Origin of the sequence: Rheinheimera sp. KL1, assembly GCF_001275035.1 — a bacterium.
GTDB lineage: Bacteria > Pseudomonadota > Gammaproteobacteria > Enterobacterales > Alteromonadaceae > Pararheinheimera > Pararheinheimera tangshanensis.
In genome coordinates this window covers 203,295-219,481 of sequence record NZ_LAMX01000012.1, presented here as the reverse complement: position 1 = coordinate 219,481, position 16,187 = coordinate 203,295, and the positions used below count along the sequence as shown (strand labels likewise).

Genomic DNA, 16,187 nt, shown 5'->3' with positions numbered 1-16,187 from the left:
TTTTTTATTTATGGCAGCATCTGATTATTGATCGTGGAACTGCTCGCAAGCTTCCAAAGTATTTTCAATCAGACAGGCCACTGTCATAGGGCCTACACCACCAGGCACTGGCGTAATGAAACGCGCATGCTCTTTGGCTTTATCAAATTCAACGTCACCCACCAGTTTGCCGGATTCCAAACGGTTAATACCAACATCAATCACCAGTGCACCAGGTTTAATCCAGTCTCCCGGAATAAATTCAGGTTTACCCACAGCTACTACCACTAAATCAGCACGGCGCACATGCTGCTCAAGCTGCTTGGTGAACTTATGACAGACGGTGGTCGTGCAACCAGCTAATAATAGCTCCAGCGCCATAGGACGACCGACGATATTAGAGGCACCTACAACTACTGCATCCATGCCACGGATTTGAATCCCCGTGCTTTGCAACAGCTTAATGATGCCTTTAGGCGTGCAAGGACGCAGGGCAGGCATACGCTGCGCTAAACGACCAATATTATAAGGGTGGAAACCATCGACATCTTTCAGTGGATTGATACGTTCCAGAATGGCCGAAGCGTCTAAACCTGCCGGCAGAGGCAATTGCACCAGAATACCGTCTACTTTGTTATCTGCGTTTAAGCTGTCGATTAAATCAAAGAGCTCTTGTTGAGTGGTGCTTGATGGCAAATCATAAGAGAAAGATACAAAACCTACTTCTTCACAGGCTTTACGTTTACTGCCTACATAGACCTGAGAGGCTGCATCCATACCTACCAGTACCACGGCAAGGCCTGGGGCTCTTTTTCCTGCTGCAAGGCGTTGCTGAACCCTTAATGCGACCTGTTGACGGGTAGATTGTGCTACCGCTTTGCCATCTATGATTTGTGCTGCCATAAAACTGCTCTGTTGACCTGAAATCTGAGGATTTGTATTTTCGCACAGCTACGGCAAAGAGGCCAAGCAGATCAGTTTAAGTCGCGTAAAAAGTTAAAAAATCAGCATATTTTCACCGTATTGGTCGCTTTTGTAGCAAATGGGTTCAAATATTAAGCAATCAGTTTTTTAGCTGCAAAAAAGGTTTGACGCTCCAAGGCTTGGGCTGTAATATTCCGCCCCGTTGCAGTAGTGTAGCGAAGTCGGTGATTAGCGCAGCTTGGTAGCGCACTTGGTTTGGGTCCAAGGGGTCGCAAGTTCGAATCTTGCATCACCGACCATTCTCTCTCTAAAAACAATAACAGCAGCAATGCTGTTTTTTGCTTTCTGGCGTCCTGAATATCTCTACCAAAAACAACCTCCAGATTCTTTTCCTCCTGATTAATGATCCTTTCGAACTGTGCTTTATCTCCTTCTCTAAATCTCTGAACCAAACATTGTCACAGGCATAAAAAAAACCTGCACAGGGCAGGCTTTTTCGCGAGCTATTGCAGCTTAAGCGGCAACTGACTTAGGTTTTGGTTTTTTATCAAACAAAGACTTATCAGCAGCCAAATCCAGTGGGTCAAAATCATCCACGTTAATGGCATGCAGACGGCCTTGTTCAGCCACTCGTAGCTTCTCTGCTTCAGCTTCAGTGATCACACCCAGCTCTAAGCCCAACGCAGCCACTTCGTGTAAGCGGAAGAATGGCAGGCGTTTATTTGCTGCATGCACTACTTTGTCGAAGATAGGCTCAGCGGCCAGAATATCCGTCAGGGCTTTTTCAATTAAACCGATCTGGTTGTTTGGCTCCAGCGTCAGGTAAAGATTAGTACCTAAGCGACTGCGTGCTTCACAAGGGGTTTGCATAATGCGTGATACCTGATGATCCAGCTGATCGGAAGCCTTACGTAAAGTGCGGCCCCATGGGAATAACAGCTTGCCTAAGACTGAACCTACGATACGGTTCGGGAAGTTATCCAGCATCTCATCCAAAGCCACCTGAGCTTTGTACATATTGTCTTCACAAGCCCATTGCACTAAAGGTAAATCCTGTGCCGGACGACCGTCGTCATTAAAACGCTTCAGCACAGCAGAGGTCAGATACAACATGGATAACATATCGCCTAAACGGGCAGAGATACGTTCACGGCGTTTCAAGTCACCACCCATGGTACCCATGGCGACATCAGACATCAGTGCCAACGCAGCGCTGTATCTGTTCATTTGTTTGTAGTACTTCGCTGTTGCATCTGCATACGGGCTGGCAGAGAAGGCTGAATTACTTAAGCCTAACCATAAAGCACGGAAGAAGTTGCTGATACTAAAGCCAATATGGCCAAACAAAGCACGGTCAAAGGCAGTCACAGCAGCACGTTCATCTTCTAAACCTGCAGCTTGTAATTCAGCCAAAACAAATGGATGACAGCGAATTGCGCCCTGACCATAAATAATCATATTACGAGTCAGGATGTTTGCACCTTCTACTGTGATAGCAACAGGAGCACCCTGATAACCACGGGCTAAATAGTTGTTCGGGCCCATACAAATACCCTTACCACCATGAATATCCATCGCATCAATAATGGCCTGACGCATACGCTCTGTCATATGAAACTTGGTAATAGCGGAAATAACAGAGGGCTTCTCGCCTAAATCGATAGAACCTACCGACATAGTAGTCGAGGCCTCTGCCATATAAGCGTAACCGCCAATACGGGCTAAGGCTTCTTCAATACCTTCCATTTTACCTATTGGCAGTTTGAACTGACGACGAATACGGGCATAAGCACCTGTCAGCAATGCTGCTGCTTTGATACCACCTGTGCTGTTGGACGGCAGCGTGATAGCACGGCCTACAGATAAACATTCCACCAGCATACGCCAGCCTTGACCAGCCATCTTCGGGCCACCAATAATGTAATCCAGCGGCACAAACACATCTTCACCTTGGGTAGGACCATTCTGGAATGGCACGTTCAGCGGGAAGTGACGACGACCAATTTTTACACCAGGCGTTGTGACAGGAATTAAAGCACAGGTAATGCCTAAGTCTTTTTTGTCGCCTAATAAGCCGTCCGGATCCTGCATTTTAAAGGCTAAACCTAACACAGTAGCGATAGGGGCCAGTGTGATATAGCGCTTATTCCAGGTCAGGCGCATACCAATAATTTCTTTACCTTCCCATTCACCTTTACAGACAATACCCAGATCAGGGATAGCACCGGCATCAGAACCTGCTTCCGGGCTGGTTAAGGCAAAACAAGGAATTTCTAAACCTTTGGCTAAGCGCGGCAGATAGTGGTCCTGTTGCTCTTTAGTGCCATAATGTTGTAACAGCTCGCCCGGGCCTAATGAGTTAGGTACACCTACAACGCTGGATAACACCATGCTTTTGCTGGTTAATTTTTGCAGCACACAAGACTGGGCGTAAGCAGAGAACTCAAGACCACCATATTGCTTTTTGATGATCATCGCAAAGAAGCCATGGTCTTTTAAGTACTGATAGACTTCAGGAGATAAGTCAGCACGTTCGTGTGTGGTGTGCCAGTCATCAACTATAGCCAGCAATTCCTCGCAAGGACCATCTAAAAAGGCCTGCTCTTCAGCAGTTAAACGTGGTTTAGGATAATTGTGCAGCTTGTGCCAATCCGGCGTACCACGGAATAAATCGCCTTCCCACCAGGTAGTACCTGCATCAATGGCTTCTTTTTCTGTAGTCGACATTTCCGGCATAATTTTGCGGTACAGTTTTAACAAAGGCTTAGTTAAATACTGTTGACGGATACTAGCCAGATTTAGTGGCAGAGCCACAACCAGGAACAGGATCCAGCTGACTGCACCTACTGTATCAGTAAAGGTTGCAGCCGCTAATAAGGCGGCTATTACCGCAGTAAACATAGTTAAACTTGCTCTGTGGTAGGCGAGCACGGCAACTGCGCCAAGCAAGGCTACCCAAAAAATTAATACATCCATAAATTACTCCTGATAACTAGAGGTCAGACCACTGTTGGCTTAGAGTAGTGCGCCTGTTGCAAAGATGCAAGTAATTCCTTACTTTGCATACTGGTTGACTGTCAACTTATGTTGCAGCTTCCGAGTGTTGAGTTATCAAGTATAGGAAGCTATCTGATTTATGTGTGAGTTATTAGGGATGTCTGCCAATGTGCCTACCGATATCTGCTTTAGTTTTAAAGGTCTGAGAGAGCGGGGTGGTAAAACTGGTCCACATAAAGATGGCTGGGGTGTGGCTTTTTATCAGGGCAAAGGCGTCAGTACCTTTAAAGACGCGGACCCGAGCTATCAATCGGAAATAGCGAGGCTTATTAGTGACTATCCGATAAAAAGTACAGCTGTGGTGGCGCATATCCGTCAGGCGAATAGTGGTGGAGTAGGGCTTGAAAATACTCATCCTTTTACCCGCACTTTATGGGGACGCTACTGGACTTATGCGCATAATGGGCAATTACAAGGTTTCGAAACCTTGCCGGTTGGACAGCATCATGTGGTAGGACAAACCGACAGTGAACATGCGTTTTGTTATTTACTGCATAGGCTTGAACAGCGGTTTCCTGTTGCGCCTGCAGATATGAAGCAGGCTTTTGATTATCTGGCGACTTTGTGTCCTGCTTTGCAGCAGTTGGGGGTTTTTAATTTGCTGTTATCGGATGGTGATTATCTGCTGGCCTATTGCAGCACTAAATTACATTGGATCACCCGAAGGGCCCCTTTTGGTGTGGCGTTGTTGTCAGATATGGATGTGGATATAGATTTTTCAAAAGAAACCACAGAAAAGGATGTGGTGACTATTATTGCCACTTTACCGTTGACCTGTAACGAACAATGGCAGGTGATGACGTCAGGGCAAGCTCAGCTGTTTAAAGCAGGAGAGCCGCAATAAGCGGCTCTGTCATGGATGTTTTAAAGCTTTAATTGGAAGGTTTGAAAGTCGCCAGTTGAATATCAAATTGTTCGACCTTATCTTCAGCTTGCCACAAACGCACTAATAAATAATCCAACTCTGGTGCGACCCAGGCCAACACTTCTTTATCTGCACCAGTGCCAGTGCGTTCAATCCGAATAGTTTTTACTTTGCCGTAAGGCAGGGATAACCATTCTTCGCCCGCCACTTTGTAACTGTATTTGCGCTCATCACCATGACGGTTCAGCACCTGATACACAAATTCAGTTTTACCAGCTTTTAAATCCAAAGCAAGCTGGCTGTGGTAGCTTAGCGGATCGAGCCATTGCTCATTCCATTGGATGGCTTTGAGCTTTTTCGATTTCTCAACCCGTAACTCTCTGCTGTCCCAATTAAGGTTCAGTTCGTAATATCGGTTAGGGCCTGAACCTGTTCGCTGCATCACATAACGGCTGGGCTGGATACGGCCCTCTTTAACGGTAAAAAAGGACTGTTCTGAACGTTTATCTTCGAAAATCAGCCAACTGATATCGCTGCTGTAACCCAGTTCATAGCCTTGTTCTGTGGTTTTCAGATAACGTTTGGCTTCACCATGTTTTTTGCCTGAGCGCAGCACATTGTAACTGGCCTCGAAAGTTGAGAATTGAGCTGAAGGGGCAGCTGTAGGTTCTTCAGCTGATAACAAGGTAGAAAAGAGTAAAAAAAATGACGCACTAAGGCGCCATTTATTCATCATCCTGGTCATTTGCATATCCATGGTCAGACAATAAAAGGCCGTCTAACAATGCCTTATCTGACTGCTGTTGTAAACGGTTCTGGCAAAACCAGCGTACAACTAATGGATAAATCCGATGTTCTTGTTCATGTACACGTTGTGCAACGGCCTCTGCATCGTCATCGGGAAAAATCGGCACCTTGGCTTGTAAAATTACGGGCCCACCGTCCAATTCTGCCGTGACAAAATGCACTGAACAGCCGTGTTCAGTATCCCCTGCATCAATAGCGCGCTGGTGAGTATTCAACCCCTGATATTTAGGTAATAACGAAGGATGAATGTTCAGTAAACGGCCCTGATAATGCTGGACAAATTCAGGCGTTAGAATACGCATAAAACCAGCCAGCACCACCAAATCAGGCTGATACTGGTCAATAGTTGCGATCAACTCCTGATCATAAGCTACGCGGTTGGCATAAGCTTTATGATCCAGCACTATAGCTTTGGCGCCAGCTTTTTTAGCCCGCTCTAAACCATAAGCTTTGGCTTTGTTGGATAAGACAGCAGTGACTTTGCCATCAATAAAACCAGCACTGCAGGCATCTAAAATAGCCTGCAGATTGGAGCCACTACCTGAAATCAATACCACAATAGATTTCATGGCTGGATTTAGCCCTGGATCACAACTTGAGGCTGATCGGCTGCTACCTGATTGATTTCACCTAAATGCCAGGCGTTTTCACCAGCAGCTTTTAATTGAGCTAAAGCTGCATCTAAATGAGTGGCAGGGACTACGACTATCATACCTACACCACAGTTAAAAGTGCGGTACATTTCGTGACGTTCTACATTACCTTGCTGTTGTAACCAGCTGAAAATAGCAGGCCACTGCCAGCTGCTTTCCTTGATATTTGCCTGAGTATTCTCTGGCAGTACACGTGGAATATTTTCCCAGAAACCGCCACCAGTAATATGACACAAGGCATGCACAGGCATAGATTTAATCAACGCCAGTAAGTTTTTCACATAAATGCGGGTCGGCTCTAACAGATGATCGGCAATAGTTTTGCCTTCCAGCAGAGTCTGAGGATCCTGACCACTGACTTCCAGTACTTTACGAATTAACGAAAAGCCGTTGGAGTGAGGACCTGAAGCGGCAAGCGCAATTAACTGATCGCCAGCTTTTACTTTGCTGCCATCAATAATTTCAGACTTTTCAACCACACCAACGCTAAAACCTGCGATATCGTAGTCTTCGCCATGGTACATACCTGGCATTTCAGCGGTTTCTCCGCCCACTAGAGCACAACCTGCCAGCTCACAGCCTTTGGCAATACCTTCCACTACAGTAGCTGCGGTATTAACATCCAGCTTGCCTGTGGCGTAGTAGTCGAGGAAAAATAACGGCTCTGCACCTGAAACGACTATATCGTTCACACACATGGCCACTAAGTCGATACCTACGCTGTCATGGCGTTTTAAATCCATCGCCAGACGCAGTTTAGTACCTACACCGTCAGTGCCTGATACGAGTACCGGCTCTTTATAGCCAGCAGGGATTTGACACAAAGCACCAAAGCCGCCTAAACCGCCCATCACTTCTTTACGGGTTGTGCGTTTTACCGCACCTTTAATACGGTCAACCAAGGCCTCACCGGCATCAATATCCACACCAGCGTCTTTGTAACTTAACGACGTTTTTTGCTCGCTCACGGCAATCCCCAAATGGCTAAAAAGTGAAGGTCCAAAAAAATTGGCGGCATTTTACCTTGTAACGCCGTCAGACAAAAGAATTAACTGCTGTGCATTTTCGAATGCTCGCTAGTGTCTTATAACCTCGCAGTTTATTGCATCGCATTGCTCATAGCTTGAGCCACATAATTGCGTAAACTAGCATTTGGAGTTTTGGCAATCTGATGATAAACCAAAGAGGCAAACGGGAACTCTTTGCCGTTATGGTGCACACAAATATAAGGCGCATCTGGTGTTGACTGATCGTGATACCACTCACCACCGACATGATGAATAAATACTTCACCTGTATAGGCACCAAATACGTTGGATAGGGTAAACAACAAATCGTCGGCATGACGCTGTTCTTGCTGACGTAAATACAGCTCGCTCAGTATTTCATCCACTTTGACTAAGCTGTCAAGACTAAAATCCAGCAGTACCTGATGCTCTTCTGCCGCATAAACAACGGCATCCTGTGCTGTGGCTTTCATTAATTCAGTTAACTCTTGCTTATTCATATATATCCCCAGCTATTAAACTTTATGTTCGGCTAACAGCAGCTCACGTAATTGACGGCTGCCGGGTCCTAATGTTTCTTCTTTAGGTGTCACTAAGGCTAAAGGCACGATGCGGGCTGAACTTTGCGTAATAGCAAGCCTGACTAAAATACCTTGCTTGAGTAAGCCATCAATTAAATGCTCTGGCAACCAGCAAAAACCAATGCCGTTTTTCAGAATATCGACAGCTTCAAAAAAATTATTCACTGTCCAGCGTTGTTCTGCCCGCAACCAGCCTACGTCTTTTGGTTTGCTGGCTGTATCACGGATTACGATTTGCAAATGCTGGCTGAGTTCATTTAAATCGAGTTCTGGCAGCTGAGCCAACAGATGGTCTTTGCCTACCACAGGAACCATCTGAATCACGGTCAAAGGTTCGCCAATATAGCCCTTAGGTACACTGGGAGAAGCGGCAATAACTAAGTCCGCTTTATGCTCCAGTATCATTTCAGTGGAGCCTGTGATTACAGTATCAATAATCTGAATGCGACTACCACGGGAAATCGGATGAAATTTAGCTAAAGCGCGATACAAGATTTGTTTGGGATACACCAGTTCAACCGCAATGCGAATTTCCGGCTCCCAACCCACATTGATATTTGAGGCCAAGAGCTCCAAATCTTCAATCTGCTGAGTGAGCAGGCGGGAACGGCGTAACATCACTTCGCCTGCCGGAGTTAAAAAGGCTTTACGGCCTTTGACTTCCAGCAGCTCTACACCGAGCTGATACTGCAATTTAGCCACGGCGTGATTGAGTGATGACTGACTTTTATTAAGTAGATCAGCCGCTTGCGCGTAGCCTCCTGCATCTACCACAGCTTGCAGTATGCGCCATTGTTCCATGGTCGATTTAGGGCGGTACGGCATCAAAAGTCCTTAGGTTCAGGCCTGAGCTACTATCACAGCGCGCAGCGGTGCCGGATAACCCTCAATGGTTTTACTATGATCAGTTGGGTCAAGAAAATCAATCAGACTTTCATTTTCCATCCAGCCGGTTTTACGTTGCTCATCCAGGCTGGTGACTGATAAGTCCACTACTTTGGCATCTTTAAAGCCAACCCGCTGTAACCAAAGTAATAAAGCTGCTGTGCTTGGGATAAACCAGACATTACGCATTTTAGCGTAGCGGTCTGTGGGCACTAATACGGCCTGTTCGTCGCCTTCAATGACTAGTGTTTCCAGCACAAGTTCGCCACCCGGACGCAGCTGCTGCTTCAGCTGCGCTAAAAAGTCGATTGGGGAGCGGCGGTGATACAACACGCCCATTGAAAACACCGTATCAAAGGCTTTTAGCTCTGGCATATCATCTATACCGACCGGCAATAAATGCACTGTTGGATCAGGATTAAAATGTTTAATAGCTTCAAACTGGCAATAAAACAGCTGCGAAGGGTCTATGCCTACGACAAATTCGGCCCCTTCACCTTTCATGCGCCACAAGTGATAGCCACTGCCACAGCCGACATCCAGCACTGTTCTGTGTTGCAGCGGACTGATATGAGGCAACACTCTGTCCCATTTCCAGTCGGAGCGCCATTCGGTATCTATGGTTAACCCATGCAGGGTAAAAGGGCCTTTGCGCCATGGCATCAACTGGCGTAACAACACCTCAAGCCGTTGTCTTTGACCTTCGCTTAAATCTTCGGCTAGACCAAATTCGACTTTAGTTTTTAATTCGACACAGCTTTTGGCTGCAACAGGCAAGTGATCCAGTACTTTTTGCCAGTGCTTAAAGTCGCCATGCAAAGCCTCTTGCTCCCAGCTTTTTAATTGAGCGGGCAGGGTCTCCAGCCAGTGCAGTAGTTTATTGCCTGCTATTTGCTGATAAAAACTCTGAAAACGGCTCATAACTGCGCCTCGGCTTTAATTGCCACCATAGAGCAAAAGTTAAAACACTGGAACCACAGGCTGATATGTTCAAAACCTGCGGCGGACAGCCGGGCTTTGTGTTCGGCCAGACTGTCAGGACGCATCACATTTTCAAGGGCTGTGCGTTTTTGGCTAATTTCCAGTTCGCTGTAGCCATTGGCGCGTTTGAAGTCATGGTGTAAATCAATCAGCAATTCATGAGTTGTGGCATCGGGTTCGATAATTTTCTCCGATAATACAAAAATACCACCGGGTTTAAGCGCTTTATAAATACGTTCAATCAGACGGGCTCTGTCTTCTTTAGCCAGAAACTGCAACGTGAAATTACTGACCACCATCGCAGCGTTTTCCATAGGAATATCACGGATGTCTGCCAGTAATACGGTAGCTGGTACATCAGAGCGAAAGGCCTGTAAATGACGGGTGCAGCGTTCGACCATAGCGGTACTATTATCGACACCAATCAATTGGCAACCTGGCTCTGTAATTTGACGGCGCATGGCTAAACTGGCGGCGCCTAAAGAGCAGCCCAAATCGTAATAATTGCTGTCAGCTTGCTGAAAACGGCTGGTCAGTTTACCTATGGTCTGAATGATCGTTTGATAGCCAGGCACAGAGCGTTGGATCATGTCCGGAAAGACATCGACCACGGCGGAGTCAAAACAAAAATCCTGAATATGGCCCAGAGGGTCAGCGTAAATATGATCTTTTTGCATCAATGGAACAACTTCATACCTGTAATTGGCGGATAGTTTAACGTATTTCGACTTTAAGACGAAATCAAAGCAAGCTGAGTTGAGTTTGATCCTGCGGCCAGGGAGCCAGTATGGGGTGATCAATACCCAAATCCATCACAAACTGCCGTGCTAATACCGGAGCTGTTAAATTATCCGGACTATGGAAAAAACAAAAAGGCGTTTTACCTTCATCCAGCCACTGCCGCACTTTACCCAGCCAGGGCTGATAGTAATGCTGATTCACTGCCATATCATCAGTTCCGACAAAACGTAGCAGAGGGCTGTTGGTGAGTGCCACTGCATGTACAGGCAAATAAGGTTTTTTGCGTTGTGCGTCCACTAATGCCGCTGTTGTCGCGGGCACTGAAAACAAGGCTCTGCTGTCAAAAATAACCCTCTCCGCAGCAAAATCCCTTAGCAGCCGGTTGAGTGTGATTTCATGTTCCGCTTTGTCGAAAAATACCGGATGACGTACTTCAACAGCGACAGCAAAGGATGAACACATTTGGTTCAGCATTTGTTTTAACCAGCTCAAATGCTCTGGTGAAAAAAAAGCGGGCAGTTGCAAATGAACCAAGGCTAATTTATCGGCCAAAGGTGCTATTAAATCCAGCCAGTGTTGTAACTCCTCAGCCTGAAACTGCTGAAATTGGTGGCTTAAACGCTTAGGTACTTTTAAAGTGAAACGGAAATGTTCGCTGCTTTGCTCCGCCCAGCGTGTCACTGTCTGTGGAGAAGGATCGGCATAAAAGCTGGTATTGCCCTCTACAGAATTGAAATACCTACTATAGTTAGCTAGAAAGTCAGACGGTTCCAGTTTGCTGTTAAATATCAGGTTTTTCCACTGAGGGTTAGCCCAGACCGGGCAGCCAAGATAAAGCATCGATGATTTCCGTTGTAAATGAGTGGCGTATTATCGCTGCATTTAAGCTGTTAAACCAAGGTAAAGATCTCTGTCCTGAACATGATTAAAACGTTTCTGCTGCTGTTAATGTTAGTTACAGGCTGTATCGCCCAGGCTCAGAGTTCCGGCGTGCCCAGCCCGCTTCCTGCATCAATTAAAATAGGGATCTCCAACGATACGTATCCTTATATGTTTGTTGACGAAAAAGGCCAGGCCGCAGGTCTGGTGGTGGATTATTGGCAAGAAATCGCCAGACAACATGACATAGAGGTGGAGTTTATTGCCGCCGACTGGGCCGAGACTCTGACTATGCTGGATGCAGGGCATATCGACTTACATGGTGGTTTGGGACGAACGACTGAGCGGGAGGAGCGGTATTTATTAGGTCAGAATTATCTGGATATTTTTAGTAATGTTTTTGTACATCGGGACTTAGCCGGGGTATATAATTTAGCGGATTTAAAACCTCATTTGGTGGGGGTCGTTGAGAGTTCCACTCATATCGACAGCCTGAAGGAGCGGCAATCTGATCTGGTGCTTAAGCGATATGCTTCTGTATCGCAAATGTACGATTCAGCTTTAAAAGGCGAGATCAAAGCTTTTACCGGTTTGGATCGTTTACCCCCCCGATACGCCCACTATCCTGAGCTAATGTCGTTTTATCCTGTCTATAAAAAGGTCCCCATACGCAAAATAGAGCTGACTTTCGCAGTCAGACGAGAGCATCCGCAGCTATTGCAGGCGTTGATGCAGGCCGCAGATCAGATGGCTGTGAGCTTCAGAGACCAGTTAGAGCGTAAGTGGCTTAGTGTGGACACAAATCCTGATACATTATTAATCGGCGTTTCCATAGGTAATCAACCTTATATGGACGTTAGCAGCATAGGTGATGTGCAGGGGATTTTTGTTGATTTATGGCGCTTGTGGTCAGAAAAAACTGGTGTTGCTATTAGTTTTGTGCCCAACCAATCAGAAGATTCTCTGGCTTATTTGCGTAAAGGTCGTATTGATGTACAAATGGCTCAGATAGAAAATGCAGAAAAATTCACCGGTTTAAAGCCTGCTTATCATCTTTATAATATTTACTCCTCTTTATTTTATAACAGTCAGTTTGACCTTTCCGATCCAGAGCAACTGAACAAGGCGACGATAGGGCTGTTACATACAGCAAATTTCCGTGCCCGGTTGCAGCAGCAATTACCTACTGTCCAGCTTCAGGTTTTTGATACGGTAGAGCAAATGATTGAAGCCGTATTAAAAAAACAGCTAACAGGCTTTGTGGCTTCGGATGTGATAGTTAAAAGACGTCTTGCACAAAACAATAGCCTACAGAGTCTTAAGCTTCTTCCCGGCATTCGTTATGAGTCAGCTGTGTATTCTCTGATCCGTCTTGACGATCAACCGCTTTATCAAAGTATCCAGCGAGGATTTGCTCAAATTAGCCTGGATGAGATGGTGGAGATTGAAAAACGTTGGTTAGGTAAGGAAGAGGGCGGATATTTTCAAACTTTTCGTGACAAAGTGCCACTTACTCAGGCCGAACGGCAGTGGCTTAATCAGCATCAACAGATCCGGGTTGGGGTCATGAGTAACTGGCGTCCTGTAGAGTTTGTTAATGAGAAAGGTGAACCCGCGGGCATCACGACAGATGTACTGAATTTGCTAAATCAGCGTCTGGAGTCACAGTTTGTTCCTACACCTTACAGTGATTGGGAGCTGTTGCTGGACGATTTTAAAGCTGGAAAATTGCAAATGGTCGCAAATATTTCCGATGTACCTGAGCGACGCAGCTTTAGCGCGTTCAGCACCGACTATTGGACTTTACAATGGATTATGGTGGGGAAACATGATGCACAATTTGATGCTAAGGTCGCACAAATGCAAGCGCAGCGCATTGCTATTATGCGCGAGTATCAGTTCGTGAAACAGCTCAAACAAGATTTCCCACAGCATAAGATCATTGAAGTGGACAACTTAGATCAGGGGCTGGACATGGTCGTCTCAGGGCAAGCTGACTTTGTACTTGATACTGTCGTGTCTTCTGGCATTGCACTGCGGGATCCTCGTTATGTCAACTTAAGGGCTTTTGTACCAACAGATTTACCTGTTTACCCCTCTTATTTTGGTGTGCACAAAGACTTACCTGAACTATTGGTGATTTTGAATAAAGGTATTAAAACCATCAATGACGCTGACCGAAAAAGCCTGTTGGATAAGTGGTTAAATCTGGAGATCAAGCAAGGGCTTGATCAAAGTCGTGTTTTTATTCTGGTGTTGCAGATTGCAGGTTTATCATTGGTCGTTATTACAGGTTTTTTGATTTGGAACTTTTCATTACGTCGCGAGGTAAATTTACGCCGTAAGGTTGAAGAAAAAATGCGTTTTATGGTGGGCCACGATGATTTAACTCAGCTACCGAACCGCAGTCTGTTGATTGAGCGCCTGCAAACTGCCTTGCATCAGCATGCCCGTCATAATGAAATGCTGGCCTTGATGTTTATCGATTTAGATGGCTTTAAACAGGTCAATGATCAGTACGGTCACGATGTGGGGGACGAAATGCTGGTGAAATTGTCAGCTATTTTAAGCCACTGTGTACGAAAAACAGATACCGTAGCCCGTTTTGGTGGGGATGAGTTTGTCATTCTGTTAACAGGGCTGGTGGACAAAGACGATGCGGCTATTGTGGCAGAAAAGATTTTACTCTACTTGCAGGAACCGCTGAATTTATCTGTTTGTCAGGCGAGTGTAGGTGCCAGTATTGGGATTGCAATTTATCCGCATGATGGCACAGATGCAACTGGCTTGCTCAAATCCGCTGACAAGTTGATGTATCAGGTGAAGCAGCAAGGCAAAAGCCAATATCGCTTTAGCAGATAGCCCTTGGGCAGTGTTCGGAACATTTAAAATTGAAATCCAATGATCAACAGGCTTTAAGGGCAGTGACATTAATCGTCTTTTCTATATAATTAGCGCTCATTTTCGCAGGCAGATTAAAGTTCGACTGAAAGGATAAGTTAATGCGTAGCCATTATTGCGGTTCATTAAAGGCAGAAAACATTGGTCAACAGGTGTCATTGTGTGGTTGGGTCAACCGTCGCCGTGACTTAGGTGGTTTGATTTTTATTGACCTGCGCGACCGCGAAGGCCTGGTTCAGGTGTTTTTTGATCCGGATTTAACCGACTTATTCACTCAGGCTGCTGATTTACGTAATGAATACTGTGTACAACTGACAGGCACTGTGCGTGCTCGTCCTGACTCTCAGGTCAATAGCGAAATGGCTACAGGTGAAGTGGAAGTTTATGCCTCCAGCCTGATCATTTTGAATAAATCAGCACCTATCCCGCTGGATCCAAACCAGAACAACAGCGAAGAGCAGCGCTTAAAATACCGTTACATTGATTTACGCCGTCCTCTGATGAGCGACCGCTTAAAATTTCGCGCTAAAGTCACCAGCTTTGTCCGTAACTTTATGGATAGTCAGGGGTTTTTAGATGTGGAAACTCCTATTCTGACCAAAGCAACTCCCGAAGGCGCGCGCGACTATTTGGTGCCAAGCCGGACGCACAAAGGTCAGTTTTTCGCATTGCCACAATCACCTCAGTTGTTTAAACAATTGCTGATGATGGCGGGTTTAGATCGTTACTATCAAATCGTTAAATGTTTCCGTGACGAAGATTTACGCGCCGATCGCCAGCCAGAATTTACTCAGATTGATATCGAAACCTCGTTCATGACCTCAGAGCAAGTGATGGAAGTGACGGAGCAGATGGTGCATCAGATGTTCCTTGAGCTGTTGAATGTCGATTTAGGCAAAATGCCACGCATGAGGTATAACGAGGCGATGCGTTTATACGGTTCAGACAAACCAGACCTGCGTAACCCTATGCAGTTTGTTGATGTTGCCGATCTGTTAAAAGACGTCGAATTTAAAGTATTCTCAGGTCCGGCCAATGACAAGAAAGGCCGAGTAGTGGCATTAAAAGTGCCGGGTGCTGCAGAAAAAGTGTCGCGTAAAGACATTGATAACTACACAGCTTTTGTTGGCATTTACGGCGCTAAAGGTCTGGCCTGGTTAAAAGTCAATGATATCAATGCCGGCGCTGAGGGTATTCAGTCTCCTGTTGCCAAGTTTTTAACGCCAGAAATTATCGGCGAAATTTTAAGCCGCACTCAAGCAACCACAGGCGACTTGATTTTCTTCGGCGCTGACAGCTACAAAGTAGTTTGTGAAGCTATGGGCGCGTTGCGTCTGAAGTTGGGCGAAGATTTGGGCTTAACAGTACAGGGCTGGAAACCATTATGGGTTGTCGATTTCCCGATGTTTGAAGAAAACGATGATGGCAGTTTCTCTGCAGTGCACCATCCGTTCACTTCACCTTTGGATACAGCCGAATTCCTGGCGACCGAAATGGACAAGCTGGATCACAGAGCGCTGCTGTCTAATGCCTACGATATGGTACTCAACGGCACCGAGCTAGGTGGTGGTTCTGTGCGTATTCACACACCAGACGTACAAGCCAAAGTATTCCAGTTGCTGGGTATCAGTGATGAAGAAGCGGCTGAAAAATTTGGTTTCTTACTGGAAGCCTTGCGTTATGGCGCGCTCCGCACGCAGGTTTAGCTTTTGGTTTAGACCGTCTGGTGATGTTAATGACAGGTGCGAGCTCAATTCGTGACGTGATGGCATTCCCAAAAACTGCCACTGCCGCTTGTCCGCTGACAGACGCACCAGGCGAAGCTAATCCGGCACAACTGGCCGAGTTGGGTATTCAAGTGGTAAAAAAACAATAACTGATAAAATGCCGCAACTTTTTATTGCGCGCTTTTGAAGACCTATGTTGA

General features: G+C 46.0%; 12 protein-coding genes, 1 tRNA gene and 1 pseudogene. 4 read left to right on the top strand and 10 right to left on the bottom strand.

All coding sequences use genetic code 11. The features are described from left to right. Positions 1 to 24: 24 nt before the first annotated feature. On the bottom strand, positions 25 to 882 hold the full coding sequence (gene folD, locus WH43_RS06070) for a bifunctional methylenetetrahydrofolate dehydrogenase/methenyltetrahydrofolate cyclohydrolase FolD (RefSeq protein ID WP_053423740.1): 858 nt from the start codon (positions 880 to 882) through the stop codon (positions 25 to 27). Positions 883 to 1,125: 243 nt separating this feature from the next. On the opposite strand from folD, the gene WH43_RS06065 reads away from it, so the two are divergent. Next, a tRNA-Pro gene (locus tag WH43_RS06065) sits at positions 1,126 to 1,202 on the top strand. A gap of 214 nt (positions 1,203 to 1,416) precedes the next feature. Here WH43_RS06065 and fadE read toward each other — a convergent pair. After that, positions 1,417 to 3,879: an acyl-CoA dehydrogenase FadE gene (gene fadE, locus WH43_RS06060; RefSeq protein WP_053423739.1), complete on the bottom strand. Its 2,463-nt coding sequence runs from the start codon at positions 3,877 to 3,879 to the stop codon at positions 1,417 to 1,419. A gap of 160 nt (positions 3,880 to 4,039) precedes the next feature. On the opposite strand from fadE, the gene WH43_RS06055 reads away from it, so the two are divergent. Further along, positions 4,040 to 4,804, top strand: a complete 765-nt coding sequence (locus tag WH43_RS06055; protein WP_053423738.1) for a class II glutamine amidotransferase — start codon at positions 4,040 to 4,042, stop codon at positions 4,802 to 4,804. A gap of 28 nt (positions 4,805 to 4,832) precedes the next feature. Here the strand turns inward: WH43_RS06055 and WH43_RS06050 are convergent, their stop codons facing one another. From WH43_RS06050 to WH43_RS06015, 8 genes are all read right to left on the bottom strand, one after another. After that, on the bottom strand, positions 4,833 to 5,570 hold the full coding sequence (locus tag WH43_RS06050; protein WP_286049516.1) for a DUF3108 domain-containing protein: 738 nt from the start codon (positions 5,568 to 5,570) through the stop codon (positions 4,833 to 4,835). Further along, complete coding sequence (purN, locus tag WH43_RS06045) at positions 5,551 to 6,201, bottom strand: phosphoribosylglycinamide formyltransferase (protein WP_053423736.1); 651 nt, start codon at positions 6,199 to 6,201, stop codon at positions 5,551 to 5,553. The genes WH43_RS06050 and purN overlap by 20 nt, the downstream gene beginning before the upstream one ends. A gap of 8 nt (positions 6,202 to 6,209) precedes the next feature. Continuing rightward, positions 6,210 to 7,253 (bottom strand): phosphoribosylformylglycinamidine cyclo-ligase, encoded by a 1,044-nt coding sequence (purM, locus tag WH43_RS06040; protein WP_053423735.1) that lies wholly within the window; start codon positions 7,251 to 7,253, stop codon positions 6,210 to 6,212. 131 nt (positions 7,254 to 7,384) lie between these two features. Continuing rightward, positions 7,385 to 7,792, bottom strand: a complete 408-nt coding sequence (locus WH43_RS06035) for a hypothetical protein (protein WP_053423734.1) — start codon at positions 7,790 to 7,792, stop codon at positions 7,385 to 7,387. A 15-nt stretch (positions 7,793 to 7,807) separates the two neighbouring features. After that, positions 7,808 to 8,698 (bottom strand): LysR family transcriptional regulator, encoded by an 891-nt coding sequence (locus tag WH43_RS06030; RefSeq protein WP_053423733.1) that lies wholly within the window; start codon positions 8,696 to 8,698, stop codon positions 7,808 to 7,810. A gap of 15 nt (positions 8,699 to 8,713) precedes the next feature. Further along, on the bottom strand, positions 8,714 to 9,679 hold the full coding sequence (cmoB, locus tag WH43_RS06025) for a tRNA 5-methoxyuridine(34)/uridine 5-oxyacetic acid(34) synthase CmoB (protein WP_053423732.1): 966 nt from the start codon (positions 9,677 to 9,679) through the stop codon (positions 8,714 to 8,716). Further along, a complete protein-coding gene (cmoA, locus tag WH43_RS06020) occupies positions 9,676 to 10,416 on the bottom strand; it encodes a carboxy-S-adenosyl-L-methionine synthase CmoA (RefSeq protein WP_053423731.1) in 741 nt (246 codons plus the stop codon). The genes cmoB and cmoA overlap by 4 nt, the downstream gene beginning before the upstream one ends. A gap of 64 nt (positions 10,417 to 10,480) precedes the next feature. Next, a complete protein-coding gene (locus WH43_RS06015) occupies positions 10,481 to 11,320 on the bottom strand; it encodes a DUF72 domain-containing protein (RefSeq protein ID WP_053423730.1) in 840 nt (279 codons plus the stop codon). 108 nt (positions 11,321 to 11,428) lie between these two features. On the opposite strand from WH43_RS06015, the gene WH43_RS06010 reads away from it, so the two are divergent. Further along, positions 11,429 to 14,221 carry a transporter substrate-binding domain-containing protein gene (locus WH43_RS06010; RefSeq protein WP_286049514.1) on the top strand — a complete coding sequence of 931 codons (2,793 nt, stop codon included), beginning with the start codon at positions 11,429 to 11,431 and terminating at the stop codon, positions 14,219 to 14,221. A gap of 140 nt (positions 14,222 to 14,361) precedes the next feature. Further along, positions 14,362 to 16,136 (top strand): annotated as a pseudogene (gene aspS / locus WH43_RS06005) (aspartate--tRNA ligase). Positions 16,137 to 16,187 lie beyond the last annotated feature (51 nt).